This window comes from Sphingomonas sp. HT-1, from assembly GCF_048568905.1.
Classification (GTDB): Bacteria; Pseudomonadota; Alphaproteobacteria; order Sphingomonadales; family Sphingomonadaceae; genus Sphingomonas.
Genome location: NZ_CP183770.1, coordinates 3,517,690 through 3,542,523, shown reverse-complemented (window position 1 = coordinate 3,542,523; position 24,834 = coordinate 3,517,690). Strand labels below are relative to the sequence as shown.

Below are 24,834 nucleotides of genomic sequence, written 5' to 3'. Positions count from 1 at the left end.
CTAGCGGAGATCTGGCGGCACGCAAACAGGCCCGGCGGCCCAAGCTCAGGCGGGCGCAGCCGCCCGGAACCGCTGGCGACGGAGCACCACGCCCGTTCCGGCAAACCCCATGATCAGCAGCGCCCAGCTTTCCGCTTCGGGAACTGCGCTGGCGTTCAGCTGGCCGATAATCGCAGTCGCGATCGCGGCATGAACCTGCGTGGTGGGATGGATGGCATCAAAGTATAGCGCATTATCGCAGTTCGCGATCTGCGGCTCGCCACCGCCGACGATCTGGCAGGGCGTAGTGGTGTTCAGGCCGGCGGGCAGCCCGAAGCTGCCCGGATCGGCGAGCAGCGCCTGCTGATAGGCGAAGAGATCGAAGAACTGCGCATTCGCGCCCTGCATCGAATCGAGCATCGTGGTCTGCGTCGACAGCACGGTGCTGATCTGCTGCGAACGATCGGTCAGTTCCGCAAGCCTACCGGGGATGGCCCCCGCCGTGCCGATCGATACCGGCAGCTGCCCGATATCCGGGGCACCCGTGACCACGAAGTTCCGAGCGCCGAGCGCATATAGCTGGTTCAACCCGAGCGCGAGATCCGTCGCCGCCGCGGTGAAATCGATCGTGCCGCCGGTGCCGATCGTGTCGCGCACATCGTTGCCGCCAAAGGTGACCAGCACGAGCGCATCGCTGGTGATCGGCGTGCCGCCGCTGGCGAAGGCCGCCACCTGTGCGAGGAAGCTGGGGCTCACTTCACCCGGTGCGTACGCCGCATTGGCGCCACCGACGGCGAAGTTGCTGCCGCCGAGCAGCGCCGCCGTAGCGGGCGTGCCGGCAAAGTGGATCGACAGATAGTCGGCGAAGTTGAACCCGTTCGAGAAACGGCCGCCATAATAGCCATCGGCACCGCTTGCCAGCGCGCCGCCCGTTTTGACATAGACATTGCCTGAGTCCACCAGGCTGTCGCCGAATACATATAGTCCGGAATAGCTGACCGCGCCTGCCGACGCAGGACAAGCCACGAGCATGGCGCACACGCCAAGAATCCGCGCAATTTGCATAGCGATTCCTCTCCCTGTTAACCATTGTTTAACGCAAAATATGCGTCACACCAAGCAGGTTGTCAGGGCCGGCGAATACTATTCGATATTTGCAGGAACATCGGCAAAGACGCCGCAGTATAAACATTGCGGCTTCGAACCAAAGCAAAGCCGCGGCTTCGCCTATACCTCGATGTCGAGCTTGGCGAGTTCGACCCGAACGCGCAGTTCGATATCGCTCATCAGGCTGGCCAGCGCCGGATCGTCGGGCGGCGACATCGTCTTCGTCCAGTCGACGATGTCGCGCAGCCGCTCGGCACTAGCAGTTCCGGACACCAGTTCCTTGTGCAGCCGATCGAGCAGATCAATGCCGCGTTCGGCCTTGCGGGCGAGCTTGCGACGACGCTCTGCCACCGGATTGGTGACCGCGATCGCGACCAGCATCTGCACCGTGGTCACCGGAACCGCAGCGGTCGCAGGCGAAGGCTGCAGGGCCGGAGCGGGCGCTTCTTCCGCCCCCGCGCGCAGGCCGGACACGGATTTTGGCAACACCCCCAGCAGGTTGCGCGCCATAATCGGTGAAAGGCTGTCGATACGCACGAATTCCAACCCTCTCGAGCCCCGTTGGCTCTCCTCTTTCTATAAGAAGATTAGCGTTAAGTTTCCACTTCCACCGAGAGGTTTATGCACCGTCTGTTCCCATCGCTGCTGGCGCTTCTGCTCGCCATGACCGGCGCGCCCGAAGCGATCGGGCAGACGCGGATCAAGGACATCGTGGACGTAGAAAATGTCCGTGAAAACCAATTGGTTGGCTATGGCCTGGTGGTCGGCCTCGCTGGCACCGGCGATCGCATCCGCAACGCGCCCTTTACCGAGGAGTCGATGCAGTCGATGCTCGAGCGGATGGGGGTTAACATCCGCGGCACCCAGATGCGGACGCAGAATGTGGCGGCCGTGTCGATTACCGCGACCATGCCGCCGTTCGCACGATCGGGATCGCGGATCGATGTCCAGGTATCAGCGCTGGGCGACGCCACCAGCCTGCAGGGCGGCACGCTGATCGCGTCGTCGCTGCGCGCGTTGGACGGCGAAATTTACGCCGTTGCCCAGGGGCCGCTCGCGGTTTCCGGCTTCCGGGGCCAGGGCGCTGCTGCCAGCGTGAGCCGCGGCGTCACCACCTCCGCCCGGATCGCCGGCGGCGCGATCATCGAACGCGAAGTGCCGTTCGCGCTGCGATCCTCGACCAGCCTCAAGCTGGCGCTCAAGAATCCCGACTTCAACACCGCCGATCGGATCGCCCGGGCGATCAACGGCCGCTATCCCGGCGCCGCGCAGATGCTGGATCCCTCGACCGTGGAGGTGCGCGGCACCGCCGGCGGCCAGGGTTCGGTGATCGATCTCGTCACTCAGATCGGCGATCTGGAAGTGAAGGTGGATCAGGCAGCGCGCGTCGTGATCAACGAAGCATCGGGCACCGTGGTGATGAACAGCGACGTGCGGATCACCCCGGTCGCGATCGCCCAAGGCGGCCTAACCATCACGGTAACCGAGGCACCCCAGGTCTCCCAGCCCGCCCCCTTTTCCAACGGCCAGACGACGGTGGTGCCGCGCACGCAGGTGCAGGTGAACGACGGCAATGGCGCCAGTCTAGCGGTGATCAATGGCCCCTCGCTCCAATCGCTCGTGAGCGGCCTCAACACGCTTGGCGTATCGCCGCGCGACCTGATCACCATCCTTCAGGCCATCAAATCTGCCGGTGCGCTCCAGGCTGAAATCGAGGTGCAATGATGGACAGCAAGCCGATTCTCGCCTCCACCCCCGCGCCGCAAACGCCCAAGGTGGACCCCAAGAACGCCAAGACGGCAGAGGATTTCGAAGGCGTCTTCCTGGGCCAGATGGCGAAGCTGATGCTCGAAAGCGTCGAGCAGGACAGCAACTTCTCTGGCGGTGCGGGCGAAGAGATGTTCCGCGGCATTCTCGCCGAAAAGCTCGGCACTGAAATGGCGCGTCGTGGCGGCGTGGGCCTCGCCCCGGCCGTGCTCGACCAGATCCTCAAGCTACAGCAAGGACAGAAATGATCACCCAGCTCGTCGACGCCATGGTGTCCCTAACCGCCTTGATGGAAGAGGAGAGCGAGCGCCTTTCGCGCACGCCCTACATTCCGGAGCTAGGCGAGATCGCCAATGCCAAGCTGCGCCTTGCCGGCAAGATCGAGGCCGAAATCGCCCGCATGAAGCGCGAACATCCTGAGGACTGGCTGGAAACGCTGGCACTGGAAGACCGCACATGCCTGGCGGAGGCGAGCCAGGCGCTGCGCGACGCTTCGCTGGTGAATTCCCGCATTCTTTCGCGCCAGATCGAGCTGTCGGCGGACATGATGGCCGCGATCGCCGCAGAGGCCCAGCGCCTCACCGGCAGCCGCAGCACGACCTATGGCGCCTGTGGCGGCATAGCCGGGCTAGACGCACCAGCCCCGATCTCGATCAACGCGCGGCTCTGAGCCGCGCGCAATACACTTGCGAAAGCGCGACCGCATTCGCTGGTGAGCTGGTGAGCTGGTGAGCTGGTGCGAGAACATTGCCCTAGAGCCCGTGGATCCCGCCCATGCGCGATGACGGCGTTTTTCGTCCCGTGCGACGGACAGCCGACCAGGGTGCGGCCTGCTCCTAAGCAGGGGTTGCCGCCGCTTCGGCCCTTTAGGGCAGTAGGAACACTATCCCGATGACTTCGCTTCTTCTTTCCGATTCTTTGTTGCACCGCGACGAACCGGTGTGCCAATCCGGGTTGTCTGCCACCTAATACTTGCGAAGAAATGCCAGCTAAATTATTGTTTTCATTTTCTAAAAATGATGGTTAAACAGTCTTTAAAATGTAGCTGTAAATTATGTGCAGTTGAGCTATGAAGGACCTGTCAGCCAGAACGAGTCTAAGTGAACCTGTCCATGTCGGCGGAGGGCTCATGGCTGGAAGCTTGGCTAGAGGGAGGTCTTAATATGAAGCGTTTGAAGACGATTTTTGCGAGCGCGGCGATGATCGCCGGCGCCTATGCCATGACCGGCACCGCGCAGGCAGCAACCTATTTGTGCGACGGTTCGACCGTTTGCTCGTTCGACGGCACGACCGGCGGTTTCTCGAACGTCCGCCGTACCGCGGGCGTTACGGCGAGCGACACGTTCAAGATCAGCCTGCCGTCGGCAGGCCAGGCGAAGCTCACCTTCACCACGGCGAATCTGACGTTCCTGTCGGCTTCGTTCAACGGCGTGACGTTCACCCCGGTCGCGGGCGTCGAGACGATCTTCAACATCGCCGCTGGCGGTACCTATGACCTGATCGTGTCGGTGCGCAACACCACCAACCGCGTCGCTTCGTACAGCGCGACGATCGACTTCGTCGCGGTGCCGGAGCCGGCTGCTTGGGGCATGATGATCGCCGGTGTCGGCATGGCGGGTGCGGCACTGCGCCGTCGCCGCTCGCCGCGCGCTGCGATCGCCTGAACCTGCTGCAAAGCCAAGAAGAAGGGGCGCAGGCATTGCCTGCGCCCCTTTTTTTTGTGGGTGCACCCGCCGGTCTACGCGCAACCGGCCGCGCGGTGAACGGCGATCAGCCGTTGCCGCCCTTCCCAAGCGCCGTCTTCAGCATCGAAAGCTGCTTGCGATAGATGTTGGTCATCGCGCTGAAATCGGCCTGGACCTTGCCCATCTTCAGCAGCTGCTCTTCAAGCGTGACGTTGTTGCCGTCGGGCTTGGTCTCGCTCACATTCTTGTCAAAGACGATGCCGCTGCCCACCGGCTGCACTGCGCCCAGACTCTTCATCGCACCGGTCAACTGCACCTGCGGCTTCGATACGGTGACCCCGCTGCTTCCCAACAGATCGCCGAAATTGGGCTCGGAGACGTCGCGCGCCTTGTAGCCCGTGGTTTCGCTGTTCGCGAGATTCTGGGCTATCACCTGCTGGCGTTGCGCCAAGTTCTGCATCCGCAGCTGGATCGCAGAAAAGATCGATGGCATTTCAGACATGGTTACAGCCCAAAGAAAATGGAAGTTGAGTTATTCTGGCTGAGCCGTGACAGCGCAGCCTGGTAATTCGCGAGTTGCGACTTCTGGATCGCGGTCGAACCCTTGCCGGTCTTGGTATTCTTCACCGTGCCTTCGGCAAGGGTTGCCTTGGCATCATCCCAATAGAGCGATCGATAGGCGCTCTGCGATACCGATATGGCATCGGTGATCTTCGCCAGCGCAACTTTGGCGTTGTCCAGATTCGAAAGACTCAACGCTTCGCTCAGATCGAGACCATAGCTGCCGCCGGGGCGCACCTTCGGCGCCGACGCGCTAACCGAGCCCTGGTTAACGATGCTCTGCGGCTCAAGCCCCAGCTTCGCCAGCGCGTCGGTCTCGCCGGGGCCGGCGATCAGGTCCAGTTCGTGACCAGCCTTCATGCTGATACGCAGCGACTGGACGCCGTCGACGGAGGTTGCGGTCACCGTAGCTCTCGATGCACCGATCATGCCCTGCATTCGATCGGCGATTGTCTTCAGCGTATCATTGGCTTCGATCGTGATCTTGCGGATTGCACCATCGTTGACACGGATCGAGAAGCTGTCGCCGGGTCGCATGGTCGTCTGCGTCGTTACCTTGTCCGATACTACGGGGTTCAGCGTTCCGCGGCCAAAGCCTAGTGCGGCCAGCGCATTGTCGCCGCCTTTGTCCGCCGTGATGCGCACCGGTTCGGTGCGAAGCAGCGCCTGGCCGAACTGCTGCGTGCTGGCGATCTGGCCGGTGGCCGTATCGATCCGAGTGACGAAGCCGTCCACGGGGCCGCGCCGCGTCTGCGCCAGATCGCCCGTCGTGCGGCCGCCAGCGTATAGATCGTTGCCGAGGAACGCGATGCTGTCGACCTGTTCGTCGGCACCGGTACCGATATAGGTTGTGCTCGCGCTCGTCAGGCCCGCATCGATCCGGGTGACGAAACCGTCGCGCTCGCCGCTGATGCTGTTGATTTGGTTGCCGCTGATCGCGCTGTTCGTCGCGCCACCGATGGCGATGCTGCCATCGGCTGCGACGGCGATCGCGCGGGCATCAGCCTTGCCGAGGTCGATGCTGCCGAGATCCGTCGATAGCGCCGCCGCGTCCATTTTCAGGACCTTGGCATTCCCGTCCTGCGAGACCAGCGCGAGGACGTTCCCGTCGGCACCGATCGCGAGCGCGTTGATCGAATCACTGCCCGTGGTGCCGATCGTACGGCGCTCGGCGAGCTTGCCGGTGCTGTCTATCCGGGCGATCATCGCGTCGCCGCCTTCGCCGGAGACCCGACCCGCGACATAGACCGAGCCATCGGTGCCTACCGTCACCGCCTTCGCGCTGTCGATCCCAGTCGAGCGCACGACGGTAGAGAATTTCTCGTCGCCATTGGCAGCATATTTGGCGACGACCATGTCCCCATCGGCCGTGACGCCGTTGAAATTGCCGGTGACTGTGCCCGCAACGACGATGCTGCCATCTGCGCCCAGCGACACCGACGCTCCGGTAGCCGTCCCGGTGGCGCCAAGGCTCCGTTGCCACACGACGTTGCCGGCCCCGTCCATCTTGGTGAGGAACAGATTGTTGTCGCCATCCGACAGGTTGGCGCCCAGATCGCCCTTGGTTGTGCCGACGACATAGGTATAGCCCTGCCCGTCGCTGACCGCCGCCGCCGCATCCGTGCTGGCATAGGCGTTGCTGGTCTTTTCGGTCTTCTTCTGTACCTTCCCGTCGAGGTCCACGGTAGTGGTGGTGACGTTGGTCGTCTTGCCGGCGAGTTCGTTCTGCTTGGTCAGCGTGCGATCAAGCGCCTGGATCGTCCCCATCGCCACGTTGGTGGGCGTTCCGGCAGGATCGTTCAGGCGGAACACCTGGGTAGCGGTCGGCGCATCGAGCGCCGTCTGGCCGGTGGCGACGACCAGAGAATCCTTCGAATTTATCTGGTCCAGCGAAACCTGCTCGAGCCCATCGGGCACGCTGAGCCGGAGGCCCCATTTATTGTCCTTGAACTCCGGCTCGAAACGGGCAAGCCAGCGCGATACGGGATTGCCCTTGCTGTCGAGCTGGGGCGTGCCGTCCGCCTGGTAGACCAGGACCGAGCTGATTTGCGCATTGAGCGCATCGACAACCGAGTCCATCGTCGGCGGCTGCGGGCCCTGGGCCAGATCGATCGTGAACTTCTGCGTCAGAGCTGGGCGGTTAAGGGTGATTTCGAACTGCTCATCGCCCTTGAGTCCAGGCAACGGATCGGAACGCTTGCTCACCAGGGGCTTGCCGGCCACCTCGTAGATGTTGGAGGATGCGAGCTGACTGGAAGCGACCGTCGAGGTCGGACGGCCGAAGGCGAGGTTGACCTTGTCAGACGGCGCGGTGGCCAGAAAGCCTTGGATCTCCGCGAGCCCCTTGGAGAACGCCTTCTGATAGCTTGCCCGCTGCGCATCGGACGTCGTCTTGGCCGCCGCGGCTTCGGCGAGCACCCGGAGCTTGTCGAGCGCCTTATAGGTGGTGAAGCTGGTCTGCACGTCGTCCGGCAACAGCTTGCCGCTGCCGTCGACATTGGATTTTTCGAGGAGGGTGCGAGCGGCGAGGATCGAGGAAATCTGCGATGCCGAAGCCGGCTTAACGTCCGGATCCTTCCAGGGCGGCGTCGTCGGCGCGAGAGTGAACTGCGCCTTGGCGGTGCGCACCGCCTTGCTTTCGAACGCGATAGGCGCAGTCAACGAAAAGGCATTCTGGCCGCTGAGCATGCTCAGCCCCACAAGACTTGCCGATAAATTAACCGTCATCCGATCCGTTCCTTCCCCTAACAAGTCTATAATAGAGGAAAGCGCGGCCCTGCGGCGGCGCACGGTCCATTTTCTGCAGGGATGAACATGGCTTCTGTCGCCACGGTGGGTGAACCGCCCGAACTGAAGAAATATTCGGGGCCGCAGCGCGCGGCTGCGCTGATGCTCGCGCTCGGCCGTGAACATGGCGCGCCGATCTGGGATCAGCTTTCCACCGACGAAATCAAGGAGCTGTCCTCGACGATTGCCGGCCTGGGCCGTATCCCCAGCACCGTCGTGGAGTATCTGCTCGTCCAATTCACCGGCGAAGTCGCGAGCATGGCCTCGCTCCACGGCAGCTACGAGACGACCGAACGCCTGCTCGCCGGCATTCTGCCGAACGACAAGGTGAAGGAGATCATGGAGGATATCCGTGGTCCCTCGGGGCGGACGATGTGGGACAAGCTGTCCAACGTGTCCGAAACCGTGCTGGCCGGCGCGCTCAAGCAGGAATATCCGCAGACCGTCGCGGTCATCCTCTCCAAGCTGCGCCCGGACCATGCCGCGCGCGTGCTGGCCGAGCTGCCGCGCGAATTCGCGGTCGACGTGATCATGCGCATGCTGCGGATGGACACGGTGCAGAAGGAAGTCATCAACCAGGTCGAGCAGACGCTCAAGACCGAGTTCATGACCAACCTCTCCCGCTCGCAGAAGCGCGATCCGCACGAAAGCATGGCCGAGCTGTTCAACTCGCTCGACCGCTCGACCGAGGAAGCGATGCTCACCGCGCTCGACGCCAAGGCGCCGGAAAGCGCCGAACGCATCCGCGCCCTCATGTTCACCTTCGAGGATCTCGCCAACCTGCTGCCGCCGGCGATCGCGTCGATCGTCCGCAATGCCGACAAGCGCGAGATGGCGCTGGCGCTGAAGGGCGCCCCGGATCAGCTGAAGACGATGTTCTTCAACGCGATGACCGAGCGCGCCGCCAAGCTGATGCGCGAGGACATGGCCGGCATGGGCCCGGTGCGCGCGCGCGATTGCGAGGAGGCGCAGTCGAGCCTCGTCCGCCTGGCCAAGGACCTCGCCGATCGCGGCGAAATCCTGCTGGTCGATCCCAAGTCCGACGACGCAATGATTATCTGAGGAGCATGGCCGCATGAGCATCCATGTCGAACGTTTCGCCTTCGATCGCGTCTTTTCCGCGCCGGTGCCGGAAAAGAAGCTGGTCGACGAAGATGCACTGATCGAACTTGCCGCGCTTCGCGCCGAGATTGCGCTGCTCAAATCGGATCAGGAGGCAGTGATTGCCCGCGCCCGCGCCGAAGGCTTCGAAGCCGGGCTGGCGCAGGCACGCGGTGAGCGCGAAGTCGCGTTGCTCAACGCGGTCGACGCGCTGCATGCCGGCATCGAGGTGATCGATGCGCAATTCACCGAAATCGCCGAGCGGGTGACCAGCGAGGCGACCGAAGTCGCGCTCGCCGCCGCCGATCACATCGCGGCACGCGCCATCGAACGCGCGCCGGGCGATGCCGTGGACGCGGCGATCGGCCGGGTACTGGGCCAGGTTGCACGCGGCACCGAATTGCAGGTGCGCGTCCACCCCGATCTGGTGGACGACATCGAAGCCAAGATCGCCGAACGCCAGTCGAAGGACAGGCGCCGGCTGAACCTGAGCGTCGCGCCCGATGCGACGCTGGCGCTGGGCGATGCGCTGATCAACTGGGACGAGGGCGGCCTTGCCCTCAGCGCCCAGGCGCGTCGCGATGCCGTGGCAGCCGAACTGGAGAGCCTGCTGCTGCATTAAGACAGGCCGAGTCTAGCCGCGCTTAAAGAAAAGCGCGCGCTTTTCTTGCATTTGACTTGAAGATGTAAGCAAAGGGCGGCAGCCTGCGCGGCATGATCCTGCGCTTGCTCCCCTTGTCGCTGCTCGCTTTCTCCGGCGCCGTGCAGGAGTGGAATGCGCCACCGCCGCCGATTGCAGCGCCGCATGCCGCTGCGCCCAGCCTGTCGCTGGTGGAATTGGCGCCGGGCGAGGCGCGCTGTGAGGGCGGCCCGGTGGCATTCGCCCGCTATGAACCGCCCTTGCCGGTTGCAGCGTTCGGCACGGGCGCCAACCAGCTGCAACCGGTGACGATATCCTTCCGGATCGACGCCCAGGGTCGCCCGCTCGGCATCGCGCGTATGAACCCGTCTCCCGATGCGCTGAGCCCGAGCCGACTCTTCTATAGCGACGACGATCTGGTGCCCGCGTTCGCAACCGCGCGCTTCGCGCCGGGCGAACGGCGCAACTGCACGGTACGGTTCGAAGCACGCAAATGGTCGATCGCGGACGCGCCGCCGCCGGTGGTGGCACGATATCTGGTAGCGCCGCATCCGCGACAGGGCGGCCAGCAGGCGCTGTTCCGGCGCATCCACCCGGCCGATACCGACTGCATGGGCGCCGGAAGCCCGAAGTTGCGGCTGCGCGCCTACCCAGCCTTCGAGGACATCGCCATCGCGCCCGGTGCCTGGGCCTATGCGATGACGGCGTTTGACATAAACGCGAAGGGCCGGCCGGTGAACGTCCGTATCGTCGCGTCGGACGGCAATGCCGCGCTCGACCGCGCGTCGATCAAGGCGGTGCGGCAAACGCGCTACGCCCACGAAGCGCGGCACGGCTGCACCTACCCCTATTATCGCAGGAGCGAGGCGACGATCGCCGCGCCGCCGCCTCCGGAAAAGAGCAGCATGCAGCCGGCCGACGCACGCTGCCCGGAAGCCGACACCAAATGGACGTCGATGCCCAGGCTGCAATTTCCCGCCGGCTTCGTGCAGCGCCGGATCGAGGGTTGGGCGATCATCGCCTATGACGTCGCGCCTTGGGGCGAGATCGGCAACGTCCGTGTCCTAAGGGCCGAACCCGCCGATGCGTTCGGCTATCAGGCGCGCGACATCGTTCGCAATGCGCGCCAGGGATCGTCGCCAACGGGGCGAAGCGGCTGCGTCGATCTCGTGCGCTTCGTCATGCCCAACAAGGGCCAGGAGCCCGCGGCTACCGACAGCTGACCGCCAGCGCCACGCCGACCCGCGTCCTGGGGGATGCGCCCTCCCCACCCGCCGGAGCGCCATGACGACCGACTGAGAAGGCGTGCAAAGTCGCCGCACCGAGGCGGTGGCCAACCGGCAAAGTTTAGGAAGTTTAGGCGTACGCACGTTTTGACGGGTCGCTCAACGGACCGCCGAGGAACCCTAAAGTTTAGGAAGTTTAGGCGTGCGCGCGTTTCGGCGGGTGTCGCGACGGGCCGCGGAGGGAATGCCGAAGTTTAGGAAGTTTAGGCGCGTGAAGCGTTTCGCCTTGTACCTGCAGGGCGAGCCCATGAAGTGTGTTGCTTCATGCGCAAAGGCAGCATCGAACAGGGTCAAAGAGCGGCCGCCCGAAGCGGAACTTCGGCACATATGGGGAACATAGCAGCCGGCGCAAGTCGCCGCGGATGCCGGAGCGGGAGGGAAGCGGACCTGACCGGTTTCGGGGAAACCGATGCGCATAGCTGTTGCCAGCTGCAACTTGCGGCAGTTGCCAACCGAGATGCGTCGCGTGCCGGTCGAGCCTTTTACGGCAGCTTCCGCCAGAACCTTCCCATCGCCCAGCGCAAAACCTTGCAGCATCGCTGGTCCGAGAAAATGCCGTTGTGCAGAGCGGATACGGATCAGGATTGGTTGCCGATCCGTTCGTTCAACGATCGGCCGCGCAGGGACGACGAGGTCTTCGAGATCAACCTGGACAGATCGCCCACTTCGGCAAACAGGCCTCCATAGGCTTTCATTATCAGCGATCGGCAATGTTGGAATCGCTCAACTTGGCGGTGGCCTTCGGCAGTCAGCGAGAATGCCCGTTTGCGGGCGTCATTGCCGTCAGGCGCGCTGATTAGCAGCCCCAGCTTCACGAGCTTCGGAATCTTCTGAAAAACCTGCTGCGCTTCATCTTCATCCTCCTTGATCGAGGACTACCTCACACTGGAGGAGTTTCAGGGGAGCACGTCACCGCATGTCGGCCAAGCGAACGCGAAAGTGCGAGCTTTCGGACCTTAGACCCGCCTTTTCGCAGCGCTCCACGTTCCGTGGTTCCGCCCAACGGTCGAACAAACGATGGAGGTTGGCTTCGGGGAGGAGGAGTCATCCGACGTGCCGTTTCGGAACGACGGCAAAGGCCCAAGCCCCGTCAAGCGAACCTTCGCCGTCGGAGATGGACCAACGGCAGGTTCGGGTACCAGGATTGCGACGCTGAGCGACTGGGATCGGGCGGCAGCCCGCGCCTTCTGGTCCGTGGACGTGCCGGCTTCTGCTCCGTCGCGCGCTAGGCAAAAAATTCCCACCCGGCAGAAACTGCCGCGCCCCGGCCTTCTATAACTAGGAAAGACCAGGGGCATTCCGCGCCCCGTAGTTAGTGCATGGGGCGGCTTTGGAAGCGATCAAGAATCTGGTAGCTCAACTGGGCTCCAAGCGGCTCATGCTGATGGGGGGCGTGGCGATCGCGCTGATGGCGGCGCTGACCATCGTGGCGATGACCAGCTCCAAGTCCAACATGGGCTATCTATACACCGATCTGGATCCCGCGGCCGCCGCGACGATCACGGAGAAGCTGAAGGCGCAGAACGTGCCGTACACGCTCTCCGCCGACGGCACCGCGATCATGGCGCCCGAGGAAAAGCTCGCGCAGCTGCGCATGAGCATGGCCGGCGAAAAGCTGGGCGGCAAGATCGGCTATGAAGTGCTGGACGAGGAACAGCCCTTCGGCGTGTCCGCCAGCCGCGCAAAGATGAACGAGACGCGCGCCATCGAGGGCGAGCTTTCCAAGTCGATCCAGACCATCCAGAACGTCACCGCCGCGCGGGTGCACATCGTGATGCCCGAACGGGCGATGTTCGCCAATGAAAGCCGCAAGGCGACGGCGGCCGTGACGGTGAAGACGAAGAGCCATCTCAGCTCGGAATCGATCGCGGCGATCCGCTATCTCGTCTCGTCCTCGGTGCCCGAGCTGTCGCCCGACGCGATTTCGGTGGTCGACCAGACCGGCGCACTGCTCGCCCGCGCGGGCGACCCCGACACGGCCGGTGCCGGCGACGCCGACGAACGCCAGCAGGCCGTGGAAGCCAAGCTGCGCGCCGAGATCGAGGCGCTGCTGCAACCGATCGTCGGCGAGGGCAAGGTGCGCGCGGAGGTCTCCGCCCAGATCGATCGCGACCAGACGCGCGAGGAATCGAATATCTATGATCCCGACAAGCAGGTCGTCGCCCGCCAGGTGAGCGTCGAGACCGGCGACCAGAATCGCGAAACCGATCCGGGCCCGCAGACGGCGTCGGTTGCCAACCAGCTGCCGGACGCGCAGGCCAATCCGGCGGCCCCCGGCTCCTCGCGCCAGTCGAACAGCAACCAGACGTCGGAAGACACCACCTATTCGAACAGCTCGACCCGGACGGTTACCGTCCGCGCGCCGGGCAAGGTCACGCGCCTGACGGTTGCGGTGATGGTCGATGGCGGCCCCAAGGGACTTCCGGCCGACCAGATCCAGCGTCTGCAGCGGCTGGTGGAGAACGCCGCCGGCATCGACACCCAGCGCGGCGACAGCGTGGTGGTGGAAAGCATGCCCTTCTCCGCCGTGCCGGTGGAAGAAGACAAGGGTGGCCTGTTCGCCAACCTGCCGCTCGACCGGATCTGGACGTTCCTGCAGCTCGCCCTGATCGCCGGAGTCGGCCTGCTGGTGCTGCGGATGCTGAAGCCGAAGCCCGAACCGCTGCCGGTCGCGCCGGAAATGACCCAGATCGAAGCGCAGCAGCATGCTGAGGAAGTCCGCCTGCTCACCGAGCGTGCCGCGGATGGAGACCCCGAGGCGCTGCAGCAGCTGGAAGCGATCGGTGCCACCGAACCGGCGCTGCTCGATCAGGAAATCGCCCTCGCCCAGGTGGACGGGCGCATCAAACTCTCCGCGCTGAAGCGCATCGGCTCGACGATCGCCGCCAGCCCGCCCGAGGCGGCATCGGTGATCCGCCAATGGATGAACGCATAGGAACTATCAGATGACGATCGATCCCCACGACATCATCCCTTCGGACGGCAGCGAGCCCCAGCAGGTGCCGGACTTCGAGGATTTCGAACTGCCCGGCGGCAACCCGGAAGCGCCCGCCGGCATGAGCGGCCTGGAAGCCGTGCACGACGTGCCGGTAAAGGTACAGGCCGTGCTAGGCCGCGCCCGCATGCCGATCGGCGATCTGCTCAACCTCACCTCGGGTACCGTGCTCGAACTCGACCGCCGCGTCGGTGAGCCGGTCGACATTTTCGTCAACGATCGCCTGATCGCCCGCGGCGAAGTGGTTCTGATCGACAATGCGCTGGGCGTGACCCTCACCGAAATCGTACGGGCCGATCGCTGATGGCATCCTCGATCCGCATGCTCCTGATCGGCGCACCCGGCAGCGAATTTCGGCTCGCCGCCGAGCTGGCCCGCAGCGCCGGCGCGGAAGTGGCGATGGCCGATACGCCGCAGGACGGGCTGATCGAGCTTCGCCAGGGCGGCGCCGATCTGGTGATGATCGACGTGGAGGCGGACATCGCCGGCTTCATGCAGAGCATCCGCGCCGAACGCTTCACCATCGCCGTGCTCGCCTGCGGCATCGACGCGCCGGCGGAGCGCGCCGTGGCGGCGATACGCGCCGGTGCCCGCGACTACGTACCCCTGCCCCCCCAGCGCGAGCTGATCGCCGCGGCGATCGCATCGGTCGTCGAGCGCAAAGCGCCCGCCTGGATCGGCGGCCACCCGGCGCTGGCGCGCGCGCTTTCGCTCGCCGCCGCCGTGGCGCCCAGCGGCGCCCCGGTGCTGATCACCGGTGAAAAGGGCAGCGGCAAGGAAGTGACCGCCCGCGCGGTGCACGATGCCTCTGGCCGGGCGCAGCCGATGCTGGTCGCCGAGTGCGCCGGCGTCGCCCCCGACGTGCTCGAATCCGAACTGTTCGGCCATGAAGCCGGCGCCTTCCCGGGCGCCGTCGCCCGGCGCATCGGCCGGCTGGAAAAAGCGGGTCACGGCACGATCCTGCTGCGCGAGGTAGGCGTGCTTTCGCCCGCGCTGCAGGCCAAGCTGCACGACGTGCTGCAGAAGCAGCAGTTCCGCCGGCTGGCGGGCGACGATGTCGTTCCCTTCCACGCCCGGCTGATCGCCACGACCAGCATCGACCTGGATGCGCTGGTGAACGCCGGCGCATTCCGCGCGGACCTGCTGGTCCGGCTGGGGCTGGTGCGGATCGAAGTGCCGCCCCTGCGCGAGCGCGGCGACGACATCATCGCGCTGGCCCGCTATTTCGCCAAGCGCCATGCCGAAGCCGACGGGATGCCGCCGCGCGCCTTCACCGACGAGGCCATGGCGCTGATCCAGCGTCATTCCTGGCCCGGCAATATTCGCGAGCTCGATGAGACCGTCCATCGCGCGATCCTGCTCGGCCGCGCCGCCGCCATCCAGCCGGGCGATCTCGTCCGCGCCGACGGCACGCCGCTCGCCGAACTGACGACAGACGCCAGCGCGCTCGACATCAACAGCCTGGTGGGCCGCACCGTGGAAGAAGTGGAACGCGAGCTGATCCTGCAGACGCTGGAGCGCTGCCACGGCAATCGCACTTCCGCTTCCAACATCCTCGGCATCTCGGTTCGCACGATGCGCAACAAGCTGCGCAGCTTCATCGAAGCCGGCATTGCCGTCTCGCCCGCGCCCTGACTCCTATTTCCGGTAGCAGCCCATGCCTCCCGTCATCCTGAACTTCTTCCAGCGGATCGGCGCCAATCGCGACATGGCGCTGGCCGGCGGCGTGATCGCGATCATCGCGATGCTGATCCTGCCGATGCCGGGCTGGCTGCTCGACATGGGACTGGCCTTGTCCATCACTCTTTCGGTGATGATCCTGATGACGGCGCTGTTCATCGAGAAGCCGCTGGAGCTCAGCGCCTTCCCGACGATCCTCCTGATCGCGACGATGCTGCGCCTGGGCCTCAACCTCGCCTCCACCCGCCTGATCCTCGGCCATGGCCATGAAGGCCCCGATGCCGCCGGCGGCGTGATCGGCGCCTTCGGCGAGTTCCTGATGGGCGGCGAGACCATCATCGGCCTCACCATCTTCATGATCCTGGTGGTGATCAACTTCGTCGTCATTACGAAGGGCGCCGGCCGCATCGCCGAAGTCGCCGCGCGCTTCAGCCTCGATTCGATGCCGGGCAAGCAGATGGCGATCGATGCCGATCTTTCCGCCGGCATGATCAACGAGGAACAGGCCAAGGCCCGCCGCGCCGAAGTGGAAGCCGAGAGCGGCTTCTACGGCGCGATGGACGGTGCGTCGAAGTTCGTGAAGGGCGATGCCGTTGCCGGCCTTTTGATCACGGCGATCAACATCATCGTCGGACTGGGCATCGGCGTGATCTCGCACGGTGTGCCGATCGGCGAGGCGTTCCGCACCTACACCGTGCTCACCGCAGGCGATGGCCTGGTCAGCCAGATCCCCGCGCTGATCGTATCGACGGCAGCGGGTCTGCTCGTCTCCAAGGGCGGCGTGGCCGGCAAGACCGGCGCCGCGCTGGGCGAGCAGCTGGGCCGCTATCCCAAAGCGTTCGGCATGGTCTCGTTCCTGATGGGTGCCCTGGCGCTGATGCCCGGCCTGCCCTTCATTCCCTTTGCCGCCTTCTCCGCGCTGTCGGGCTGGGTCGCCTGGGAAATGTCGCGCCGCGCCAGCGCCAAGCAGGCCCGCGAGCGCATCGTCGCCGCGCAGGAAATCGCCCAGGCCCAGCATGTCGAACAGCCGATTTCGGAAACGCTCGCCATCGACGCAGTGCGCATCGAGATCGGATATGCACTGCTGCCGATGATCAACGACGACACGCGCGAACCGCGGCTCGACGATCAGGTGCGCGCGCTGCGCCGCCAGATGGCGACCGAATTTGGCTTCGTGCTGCCTTCCGTCCGCATCATCGACAATATGGGCCTGAAGCCGAACGAATACGTCATTTCGATCAAGGAGACCGAGGCGGCGCGCGGCGAGATCAAGCTGGAAAAGCTGCTGCTGATCAACCCGGGCGGCGCCCCTGTCGGCCTGCCGGGCGAGAACACCAAGGAGCCGGTGTTCGGCCTGCCCGCTTTGTGGATCGACCGCGAACTGCGCGAGGAAGCCGGCTTCCGCGGCCTGACCGTGGTCGATTGCGGCACGATCATCGCGACGCACCTGACCGAGCTGGTGAAGGACAATATCGCCGATCTGCTCTCCTATACCGAAACGCAGAAGCTGCTGACCGAAGTGCACAAGGAATCGGAAAAGCTGGTCGCCGACATCATCCCGTCGAAGGTGTCGATCTCCAGCGTCCAGCGCATCCTGCAGAACCTGCTGGCGGAGGGCATCTCGATCCGCGACGTGCCGACGATCCTGGAAGGCATCGCCGAAGCCGCCCCGCTGACCAGCAATCTGACCCAGATCACCGAGCATGTCCGCAGCCGCCTGGCCCGCCAGATCAGCGCACAGCAGGTGCGCGGCGAGGCGATCCCGGTGGTCACGCTGTCTGCCGACTGGGATCAGGCGTTCGCCGAAAGCATTCTCGGCACCGGCGACGAGCGCCAGCTGGCCATGGCACCCTCCGCGCTGCAGCAGTTCATCGCGGCCGTGCGCGAGACCTATGATCGGCTGGCCGCCGATGGCGAGATCCCCTGCCTGCTCACCAGCCCGTCGATCCGCCCCTTCGTCCGCTCGATCATCGAACGGGTCCGTCCGGCAACGGTGGTGCTGTCGCAGAACGAAATCCACGCACGCGCGCGCATCCGGGCGCTGGGCGTAATTGGCTGATCCGAACGGTCGCCGCGGCGATCCCTCTATAATGGTTTGAAAGGGCCCTTTCCGGCCCTGCGCACGAGGCGACTGAATGAACGTCACGATGATCGGCTTCCCCCTGGCATCCCCTTCGCCCCAGACCGGCGGCATGGATACGGGCGCCGCGGGCGGGTTTGCCGGCATGATCGGCGGAGCCCTTGGCCAGCCGACGCTGGCGGGTGCAACCATCGCCATCGGCAGCGCATCGGCGGCCGATCTCGCCGCACAACTTCCTGCCCGGACGAACGCGCCGATTCTGCCGGCCGCCGACAATGCGCTCCCCAAGCTGCCGGGCGACAAGCCGCAGGTCGCGATGGCGCAACTGCTCGCGACGGCAACGCCCGCCGCGCTGGTCGCCGCGCCGATCGCGGTCGGGAGCAGCCCGCTGGGAGACGCGATCGCCAAGGCGCTGAACCAGCCGGCGGCTTCCACCGCCCTGACCGATGTTGCAGGCGCGACGCCGCACTCCGCAAACGGCATTCTGGAGCAGGCGCTTCCCGGAGGGCCTGATGCCGAAGTGCACGTTCCCGCCACGAACGTTGGTGATCCGCTGATCGACGGCAAACATCCGACGGGCCAGCCTGCACTTGCCGAGACGCCGCCCGCGCCGACGGAAACCATGATGCCCGTCGTCGCGCAACCCGGCACGGCGGATGCCGCTGCCGTGGCGCTCGATGCACCCGCGCAGATCCAGTTGGAGGTCCCGACGCTCGATCGCGCCAAGGCTCCCGCAAAGCTGACCAGCAAGTCGGGTCGCAACGCTGCTTCGGCCGATGCGCAGCATGACGCTCCGGCCACGAATGCCGCCGGGCTGGAAAGTCTGGTGTCGCCGCACCCCCAGACGCAGCCGCAGCCGCAGCCGCAGCCCGTTGCAGTCGCGCAAACCGTTCAGCAGCCGGTGCCCGCCGCCCCACCGCAGCCGGCGCCTTCCGGCGAGATCACGACCAAGCCCGCACGCACGGCCCCGCCAACGGCAGCGGTCACCGCGCAGAACGGCCCTGCCGTCGACGTCTCAACGGACTTTGCGAGAGCCATCGAAGGCAAGGCAGACACTCATAGCGGCGATGCCGGCCACCAGGGCGATCAGGGCGCCGCCTTTGGCCAGCAGCTCGCCGCCGACACATCCCGCACCGGCCCCGCCGCCAGCGCCGCCACCACGACGGCCGCATTCTCCGTCGCGCCAACCACCACCACGGCCGCTACCCACGCGCCCGCAGCAGAAGCGCCGAGCGCCGCTGCCGGCGAGCCGGTGATCCAGGCGCGCCCGGGCGAACTCGGGCGCAGCTTGGGCGTGGAAATCGCGCGCAAGGTAGATGCAGGCGAAGACACACTGCGCGTGCGGCTGAACCCTGCCGAGCTGGGCCGAGTGGAAGTAACCCTCGCCTTCGATCGTGAGGGCCGCGTCCAAGCGACCATGCGGGCCGAAAGCCAGCACACGCTGGATCTGCTGCGGCAGGACGCGCCCGATCTCGGCCGCGCGCTACAGCAGGCAGGAATCCGCAGCGACACTCAAAGCTTCCGCTTCGAAGGCCGCGATGGCGGCGCCGGCAGCGGCAATGGCCAATCCGCCTTCCAGCAACAGTCGCGTGGCGGCAACCAGCAGTTCCGCGACGAACCCGAACCCCAGGCCCCGGCCTATCGCCCGATCCGCGGCGATGGCCAGGTCGACCTGATCGCCTAGGAGCAGTTCATGACCCTCGTCACCAGCGCGACGACCACCACGAGCACCACCACCGATGCGGCGAGCAGCAAGCTGACCGCGGATTACAGCCTGTTCCTGAAACTGCTGACCACCCAAATGCAGAATCAGGACCCGATGAATCCGATGGACAGCTCGCAGTTCACGCAGCAGCTCGTTCAGTATTCGCAAGTTGAACAATCGATTCAGCAGAACAAGACGCTGAACACGATGCTGTCGACGATGAACATGCAGTCGCTGACGCAAAGCTCGTCGATGATCGGCCAGGCTGTCGAGGTCGACTCCGACATGGCTGCGACCAGCGCGACGAAGCCGGCGCAGTGGAACTGGATCGCTGCGAACGCCGTGACGAGCGTGACCGCCAAAATCCTGGATTCGAAGGGCAGCACGGTCGATACCCGCACCTTCGACGCGACCGGCACCAGCGGCAGCTTCACCTGGGATGGCACCACCAAGGACGGCAAGGCGCTCGACCCCGGCATCTACCGCGTCGAATTGACCGGCAGCAATGCTACCGTCGCATCGATCAAGATGACCGCCAGCGCCGCAGGAACCGTTGATAACGTACAGATGATCAACGGTTCCCCCGTGGTCTCGATCAACGATGCACAGTATCCGACCAGCTTGATTACCCGCATCCAGAAGTAAGTTAGCGCGGTCGATTAAATCCGCACTAACTGGACCTCCGTATAAATCCTGTAGTAAATCAAGTCAGTACCGACTTTTACAGGGTCGAAATCTGCGATATAAGTAGATCAGGAGATGAGAGGACGTTCCGATCCCCTCGCGATCCTCTCGTCTCTCCTTCATTGCCGGGCCCCCCTCGCCCGGCATAGCGGCAGGCCAGTTCCCCCCAACTGGCCTGCCGCTCGCATTTGTACGCCATGAGACAATGCGCCGATCGGACCGATACGAAGGTCTTCGGACGGGGATCTGTGCCCTTTCCTTGTCATCCCAGCGAATGCCGGCACTCGTCGCTTCCTACTGGTAGCGGGGCCCGGTTTCGGTGGGACATGCGCGGCCCGCGGGCGCGCGGATCAATGGATGCGCAGCCTGCGGGTGCGCAGGTCAGTGGACGCGCGCCTCGGCCCGGCGGGTCAGCTCGCGCGCATGCGCGGCCACGATGCACAATTCGGCGTAGAAGCGATCCCAGAACGGCGCGGCGATCTCGATACCGCTGCCGCCCTCCTGCGTCAGGATCACGACTGCGGAGGGGTCCACCTCCAGGCGCAGGCGCGTACCGAACATGCCGTCGACATGCTCGTCGGGCAGCTGCTGGGGCACCGACAGGCGGGCGGACATGATGTAGCCGGCAAGCACGTCGACGCCATAGCCATCGAGCAGCACGCGCGGGCGGGCGGCCAGATCGGGTCGTTCGAGGACGATGAGCGCACCCGAGGGATGCTCCTCGACGCTTACGCGCAAGCGGCCGCCAAAGGCGTCGGTGATTTCACGAATGCGCGGAAACACTAACCATTCTCCCGTTCGGTATCCTTATAGGACCGATAACCATTCGATGCCGTGCGAAACCGACAAAAAAAGGGCCGGGATGGCGTACCATCCCGGCCCCGTTCGAACCTTTGGCCCCCAGGGTTGGGCCGCGGGTTCTTAGCGGAACAGCGAAGTGATCGTCTGCGGCGCCTGGTTGGCGATCGACAGAGCCTGAACACCGAGCTGCTGCTTGACCTGCAGTGCCTGCAAGCGTGCCGATTCCTTCGCGAGATCGGCGTCGACAAGGTTGCCGATGCCGCCCTCGATCACGTCCGACAGCTTGCTGGTGAAGGTCTGCTGAGCATCGATCTTGCGCGAAGCGGCGCCGAGCGTGCTGAGCGAGGTCTTCAGGTTCGCCTGCGTGGTGGTGATCGTGTCGATCATCGCCGCCGCAGCCGACTGGCTGCTGATGTTGCCGCCCGATGCGATCGTAACCACCGAACCGCCGAGATCGAGGCCCTGGTTCGCCACGCTGAGCGAATCCGGGTTCCACGTGGTGGCGCTGGTGGTGTCCGCGTCCTGCAGCGACTGCAGCGCGGTAACCGTGCCGCCCGAAGCCTTCAGCAGGTTCGTGCCGTTGAAGTCCGACGAGTTCACGATGGTCGTGATCTGGTCGCGCAGCGCGACGAAGTCGTTGTTCAGCGCGGTGCGGGTCGCGGTGTCGATACCGTTATCCGCCGACTGATAGGCCTTCGCCTTCATCTGGTTGACGATGTCGGAGATCTGCTCGGCACCGGCAACGGCGACGTCGGTCACGCTCTTGGCGCGGCTGAGCGACGACGAAACCGACTTCAGGCCGCCCAGGTCGCCACGGAGGCCCTGTGCGATCGTGTAGGAAGCCGAGTCATCCTTGGTCGAGGACACGGACAGGCCGGTGTTGATGCGGCTCTGCGTGGTAGCCAGGTCCTTGTTGGTCGAGGTGAGGCTCTGGAGAGCCGCCATTGCGCCAACGTTGGTGTTAACCGAAAAACCCATGATCATTTCCTTCTTGGAACAGAGTCGCTTCTGCGACCCGGATCGGAACCGCCGATCCACGGCCGGGCGCTTGGCGCGCCCTGCACTTCCATTGTGGAAAGGAAATCGTTCCGACCAAAATTTCCCAGCATATTTTGATGGTTAGCAAGTGGTTAAGTTAAAAAACTGAAAAGACCGGGGGTGCGCCGTTGCGGAACGACGCACCCCCGGTCTTTTTCTTTCAGGCTATTGTTCCGAAGCGCTGCGATCGCGCGATCAGAAGGGGAAGAGCGCGTCGTAGATCTGCTGGCCCCAGCGCGCCTGCTGCGCATCGGTCAGCTGGCCCTTGCCGCCATAGATGACCCGCGCCTCGGCGATCTGGCTGTGCGCGATCGAATTGTCGCGGGCGATGTCTTCCGGGCGGATGATGCCGGTGACGATCAGCTCGCGCATCTCGAAGTTCACGCGCACTTCCTGCCGGCCGCGGATCATCAGATTGCCGTTGGGCAGCACCTGGGTGACGATCGCCGCCATCGTCATGTTGATCGTTTCCGACCGGTTGGTCGTGCCGCCGCCCGTATATTTGGAGCCCGAGCTGGTATCGACGAGCGACGAGGGATCGCTGTTGGTCAATTTGCGGATCGGCGTCTGCAGGCCCAGCAGGCCGGCGATGCCGGCGGTTTCGGTGCCGCCGCGCGTGCGCGCCGTGTTGTTGCCGATATCGGCACGATCGGCGATGTTGATGCGGATCGTCAGGATGTCGCCGGTCTTGCCCGCGCGCTGATCGCGGAAAAAGGCACCTGCGCCGGTACGGAACAGCGATGCGCTCGGCGCCGCGGTCGGCGTCGATGCCTGGCGAACCCGGCCCGAGCGGTCCGAGGGATCGGCCAGCGAAGGCTGCACGTCCGGGGTCTCGATCGGCTCCATCGAGGAAAGGCGCGGTGCCTTGCCGACAGCCTTCAACCGCCCGACCGCACCGCAGCCCGAAAGCGTGGCGCCCAGCGCCACCACGAGGATGAGTTTACGCATGAACCTTGTCCTTCAGGGAGTAGAGACCCGCACCGTGCCCGATCCATCGACGAATCCGTCGAGCGTGCGGTTGGTGGCACTGACGACGATGCGGACAGGATCGCCCTGTGCCCCGCCGCCCAACGCGCGGCCGGCGGCGGTGATCACCAGCGGGCCGCTCACGATCCGCGCCGTCACCGGCTCGCCGCGTCGAACGAGCTGCGGCTTCATCACATCGCCGCGGCGGAGCAGCGCACCTGCGTTGAGGTTGCGCGTGGCTTCCATGCCGACGACGTCGTCCATTCGCAGCGCGGTGCGCGCGACGCCTTCCGGCCGCGGCTCGACGACGATGTCGCTCGCGTCGATCCGCTCGCCGCGCGCCACCGACTGCTGGAGCACCGCCACCGGCACCTCCTCGCCCGGCGCGGCGGCGAGCAGCAGCAACCCCAGCAGCGCGGACATCAGCGCAGCTGGCTGGTCGTCGCCAGCATTTCGTCCGCGGTCTTCACCACGCGGCTGTTCATTTCATAGGCGCGCTGCGCAGTGATCAGCGCGGTGATTTCGGAAACCGGGTTGACGTTCGACGCTTCGATGAAGCCCTGGGTCAGCGTGCCGATGCCGGGATCGCCGGGCGACCCAACGGTCGGCTGACCCGAGCCGGCGGTTTCAACGAACAGATTGCCGCCGCGCGCTTCGAGGCCGGACTCGTTCATGAAGGTCGCGAGCTGCAGCTGGCCGAGCTGCTGCGGCTGGGTGTTGCCGGCGACGGTGACTTCCACCAGCCCGGTCTTCGAAACGCTGAAGCTCAGCGCGCCCTGCGGCAGCGTGATGCCCGGCTGCACCGGATAGCCATCCTGCGTAACCAGTTCGCCCTGATCGGAAATCTGGAAGGTGCCGTCGCGGGTATAGGCAGTGGAGCCGTCCGGCATCGTCACCTGGAAATAGCCCTGGCCCTGGATCGCCATGTCATAGGGATTGCTGGTCTGGGTCAGCGCGCCCTGTTCGTTGATGCGATAGACGCCGCCGGTCTTCACACCCGCGCCGATCTGAATGCCCGACGGCACCCGCGTGTCGCCGCCGGTGGACGAACCGGGCCGCGAGACCTGCTGATACAACAGGTCCTGGAACTCGGCGCGCTGCTTCTTGAAGGCGGTGGTGTTCATGTTGGCGATGTTGTTCGAGATGACATCGACGTTGGTCTGCTGGGCGAGCATGCCGGTGCCGGCAATGGAAAGCGAACGCATGACGGGTATCCTTTCGTGAAATTCAGCCGACGCGGCCGAGCTTGTCGATCGCGCTCTTGCGCATGTCCGACATCGAGTTGGAGAGGCTCTGGCTGGTCTGATAGGCGCGCAGAATCTGGATCATGTCGGTGGTTTCGACGATCGCGTTGACGTTCGATCCCTCGACCCCTCCGCTCATCAGCTTGGTCTGGTCGGCAGGAAGTTCGCGGCCGCCGGTGGCGGTGAACATGCCGTCGCCGCGTGGATCGACCGCAGCTTCGCTTTCGAACACGGTCACGGCGATGCGACCGAGCGGGCCGGTGCTGCCCATCACGGTGCCGTCGGCCACGACGCTCACCCGGCCAGCTTCCTCGGGCGGAACCTTGATCGGCTTGCCGCCCGCGCCCAGGATCACCTGGCCGCCGGCCGTCGCCAGTTCGCCGCTCTCGAGCACCTTCACGAAGCCCGCGCGGGTATAGGCAATGCTGCCGTCGCCCGACTGCACCGAAAGATAGCCCGGCCCGTCGATCATCACGTCCAGCGGATTGCCGGTCGGCTGGAACGCGCCGTTCGAAACATCGTGCACGGCGCCGTAATCGAGCACGAACGACGTTTTCTGCGCCGGCTTCACGGCGGAATCGGTCTGCTCCACATATTCGCGGAACACCGGCTGCTCGCGCTTGAAGCCCACCGTATTCATATTGGCGATGTTGTTCGACACGATGTCCAGCCGACGCCTGAGCGCCTGTTCCTGGCTGAGAAGCACATAAGAAGAGATGTCCACCGGA

At 64.9% G+C, this 24,834-nt stretch carries 25 protein-coding genes; 13 read left to right on the top strand and 12 right to left on the bottom strand.

All coding sequences use genetic code 11. The features are described 5' to 3' along the window. Positions 1–45 precede the first annotated feature (45 nt). Both ACNFJ7_RS16760 and ACNFJ7_RS16755 read right to left on the bottom strand, forming a co-directional pair. Positions 46–1,011, bottom strand: a complete 966-nt coding sequence (locus tag ACNFJ7_RS16760; RefSeq protein ID WP_019368491.1) for an SGNH/GDSL hydrolase family protein — start codon at positions 1,009–1,011, stop codon at positions 46–48. Between the two features lie 195 nt (positions 1,012–1,206). Further along, entirely contained in the window at positions 1,207–1,596 is a 390-nt protein-coding gene (locus ACNFJ7_RS16755) for a flagellar assembly protein FliX (RefSeq protein WP_019368490.1), read from the bottom strand. A gap of 153 nt (positions 1,597–1,749) precedes the next feature. Here ACNFJ7_RS16755 and ACNFJ7_RS16750 point away from each other — a divergent pair, with 153 nt between their 5' ends. From ACNFJ7_RS16750 to ACNFJ7_RS16735, 4 genes are all read left to right on the top strand, one after another. After that, complete coding sequence (locus tag ACNFJ7_RS16750) at positions 1,750–2,811, top strand: flagellar basal body P-ring protein FlgI (RefSeq protein ID WP_419724247.1); 1,062 nt, start codon at positions 1,750–1,752, stop codon at positions 2,809–2,811. Continuing rightward, complete coding sequence (locus tag ACNFJ7_RS16745; RefSeq protein ID WP_037513135.1) at positions 2,811–3,101, top strand: rod-binding protein; 291 nt, start codon at positions 2,811–2,813, stop codon at positions 3,099–3,101. The genes ACNFJ7_RS16750 and ACNFJ7_RS16745 overlap by 1 nt, the downstream gene beginning before the upstream one ends. Further along, positions 3,098–3,523, top strand: a complete 426-nt coding sequence (locus tag ACNFJ7_RS16740; protein WP_019368487.1) for a hypothetical protein — start codon at positions 3,098–3,100, stop codon at positions 3,521–3,523. Before ACNFJ7_RS16745 ends, ACNFJ7_RS16740 begins: the two co-directional genes overlap by 4 nt. A 493-nt stretch (positions 3,524–4,016) precedes the next feature. Then, positions 4,017–4,517 (top strand): FxDxF family PEP-CTERM protein, encoded by a 501-nt coding sequence (locus ACNFJ7_RS16735; RefSeq protein WP_019368486.1) that lies wholly within the window; start codon positions 4,017–4,019, stop codon positions 4,515–4,517. Positions 4,518–4,623: 106 nt separating this feature from the next. On the opposite strand, the gene ACNFJ7_RS16730 is transcribed toward ACNFJ7_RS16735, so the two are convergent. Further along, positions 4,624–5,040: a flagellar basal body protein gene (locus ACNFJ7_RS16730; RefSeq protein WP_152997713.1), complete on the bottom strand. Its 417-nt coding sequence runs from the start codon at positions 5,038–5,040 to the stop codon at positions 4,624–4,626. Positions 5,041–5,042: 2 nt separating this feature from the next. After that, the gene (locus ACNFJ7_RS16725; RefSeq protein ID WP_026008948.1) at positions 5,043–7,826 is read right to left on the bottom strand and encodes a hypothetical protein; all 2,784 of its coding nucleotides are present in this window, start codon (positions 7,824–7,826) and stop codon (positions 5,043–5,045) included. Between the two features lie 87 nt (positions 7,827–7,913). Between ACNFJ7_RS16725 and ACNFJ7_RS16720 the strand changes: the two genes are divergently transcribed. From ACNFJ7_RS16720 to ACNFJ7_RS16710, 3 genes are all read left to right on the top strand, one after another. Next, positions 7,914–8,948 (top strand): flagellar motor switch protein FliG, encoded by a 1,035-nt coding sequence (locus ACNFJ7_RS16720; RefSeq protein ID WP_152997712.1) that lies wholly within the window; start codon positions 7,914–7,916, stop codon positions 8,946–8,948. A gap of 13 nt (positions 8,949–8,961) precedes the next feature. After that, a complete protein-coding gene (locus tag ACNFJ7_RS16715; RefSeq protein ID WP_019368482.1) occupies positions 8,962–9,609 on the top strand; it encodes a FliH/SctL family protein in 648 nt (215 codons plus the stop codon). 92 nt (positions 9,610–9,701) lie between these two features. After that, the gene (locus tag ACNFJ7_RS16710) at positions 9,702–10,850 is read left to right on the top strand and encodes a TonB family protein (RefSeq protein WP_019368481.1); all 1,149 of its coding nucleotides are present in this window, start codon (positions 9,702–9,704) and stop codon (positions 10,848–10,850) included. 183 nt (positions 10,851–11,033) lie between these two features. On the opposite strand, the gene ACNFJ7_RS16705 is transcribed toward ACNFJ7_RS16710, so the two are convergent. Both ACNFJ7_RS16705 and ACNFJ7_RS16700 read right to left on the bottom strand, forming a co-directional pair. After that, positions 11,034–11,450, bottom strand: a complete 417-nt coding sequence (locus ACNFJ7_RS16705; RefSeq protein ID WP_156804356.1) for a hypothetical protein — start codon at positions 11,448–11,450, stop codon at positions 11,034–11,036. A 41-nt stretch (positions 11,451–11,491) separates the two neighbouring features. Continuing rightward, entirely contained in the window at positions 11,492–11,728 is a 237-nt protein-coding gene (locus tag ACNFJ7_RS16700) for a hypothetical protein (protein ID WP_019368480.1), read from the bottom strand. A 515-nt stretch (positions 11,729–12,243) separates the two neighbouring features. On the opposite strand from ACNFJ7_RS16700, the gene fliF reads away from it, so the two are divergent. The 6 genes from fliF to ACNFJ7_RS16670 all read left to right on the top strand — a co-directional run bounded on the left by fliF (position 12,244) and on the right by ACNFJ7_RS16670 (position 20,018). Further along, complete coding sequence (gene fliF, locus ACNFJ7_RS16695) at positions 12,244–13,848, top strand: flagellar basal-body MS-ring/collar protein FliF (protein WP_019368479.1); 1,605 nt, start codon at positions 12,244–12,246, stop codon at positions 13,846–13,848. Between the two features lie 10 nt (positions 13,849–13,858). Next, positions 13,859–14,212: a flagellar motor switch protein FliN gene (fliN, locus tag ACNFJ7_RS16690; protein WP_019368478.1), complete on the top strand. Its 354-nt coding sequence runs from the start codon at positions 13,859–13,861 to the stop codon at positions 14,210–14,212. After that, the gene (locus tag ACNFJ7_RS16685; RefSeq protein ID WP_019368477.1) at positions 14,212–15,543 is read left to right on the top strand and encodes a sigma-54-dependent transcriptional regulator; all 1,332 of its coding nucleotides are present in this window, start codon (positions 14,212–14,214) and stop codon (positions 15,541–15,543) included. Before fliN ends, ACNFJ7_RS16685 begins: the two co-directional genes overlap by 1 nt. A gap of 22 nt (positions 15,544–15,565) precedes the next feature. Next, positions 15,566–17,647, top strand: a complete 2,082-nt coding sequence (gene flhA / locus ACNFJ7_RS16680) for a flagellar biosynthesis protein FlhA (RefSeq protein ID WP_019368476.1) — start codon at positions 15,566–15,568, stop codon at positions 17,645–17,647. A 76-nt stretch (positions 17,648–17,723) separates the two neighbouring features. Further along, positions 17,724–19,352 (top strand): flagellar hook-length control protein FliK, encoded by a 1,629-nt coding sequence (locus ACNFJ7_RS16675; RefSeq protein WP_019368475.1) that lies wholly within the window; start codon positions 17,724–17,726, stop codon positions 19,350–19,352. A gap of 9 nt (positions 19,353–19,361) precedes the next feature. Further along, positions 19,362–20,018 carry a flagellar hook assembly protein FlgD gene (locus ACNFJ7_RS16670; protein WP_019368474.1) on the top strand — a complete coding sequence of 219 codons (657 nt, stop codon included), beginning with the start codon at positions 19,362–19,364 and terminating at the stop codon, positions 20,016–20,018. 420 nt (positions 20,019–20,438) lie between these two features. Here ACNFJ7_RS16670 and ACNFJ7_RS16665 read toward each other — a convergent pair whose 3' ends face one another. The 6 genes from ACNFJ7_RS16665 to ACNFJ7_RS16640 form a co-directional block, all read right to left on the bottom strand. Then, on the bottom strand, positions 20,439–20,840 hold the full coding sequence (locus tag ACNFJ7_RS16665) for a hypothetical protein (protein WP_019368473.1): 402 nt from the start codon (positions 20,838–20,840) through the stop codon (positions 20,439–20,441). A 138-nt stretch (positions 20,841–20,978) separates the two neighbouring features. Beyond that, positions 20,979–21,836 carry a flagellin gene (locus tag ACNFJ7_RS16660; RefSeq protein ID WP_026008946.1) on the bottom strand — a complete coding sequence of 286 codons (858 nt, stop codon included), beginning with the start codon at positions 21,834–21,836 and terminating at the stop codon, positions 20,979–20,981. A 255-nt stretch (positions 21,837–22,091) separates the two neighbouring features. Further along, the gene (gene flgH / locus ACNFJ7_RS16655) at positions 22,092–22,844 is read right to left on the bottom strand and encodes a flagellar basal body L-ring protein FlgH (RefSeq protein ID WP_026008945.1); all 753 of its coding nucleotides are present in this window, start codon (positions 22,842–22,844) and stop codon (positions 22,092–22,094) included. A gap of 12 nt (positions 22,845–22,856) precedes the next feature. After that, complete coding sequence (gene flgA / locus ACNFJ7_RS16650; protein ID WP_019368470.1) at positions 22,857–23,285, bottom strand: flagellar basal body P-ring formation chaperone FlgA; 429 nt, start codon at positions 23,283–23,285, stop codon at positions 22,857–22,859. After that, positions 23,285–24,067 carry a flagellar basal-body rod protein FlgG gene (flgG, locus tag ACNFJ7_RS16645; protein ID WP_019368469.1) on the bottom strand — a complete coding sequence of 261 codons (783 nt, stop codon included), beginning with the start codon at positions 24,065–24,067 and terminating at the stop codon, positions 23,285–23,287. The genes flgA and flgG overlap by 1 nt, the downstream gene beginning before the upstream one ends. 22 nt (positions 24,068–24,089) lie before the next feature. Next, entirely contained in the window at positions 24,090–24,830 is a 741-nt protein-coding gene (locus ACNFJ7_RS16640; RefSeq protein ID WP_019368468.1) for a flagellar hook-basal body complex protein, read from the bottom strand. Positions 24,831–24,834: the final 4 nt, after the last annotated feature.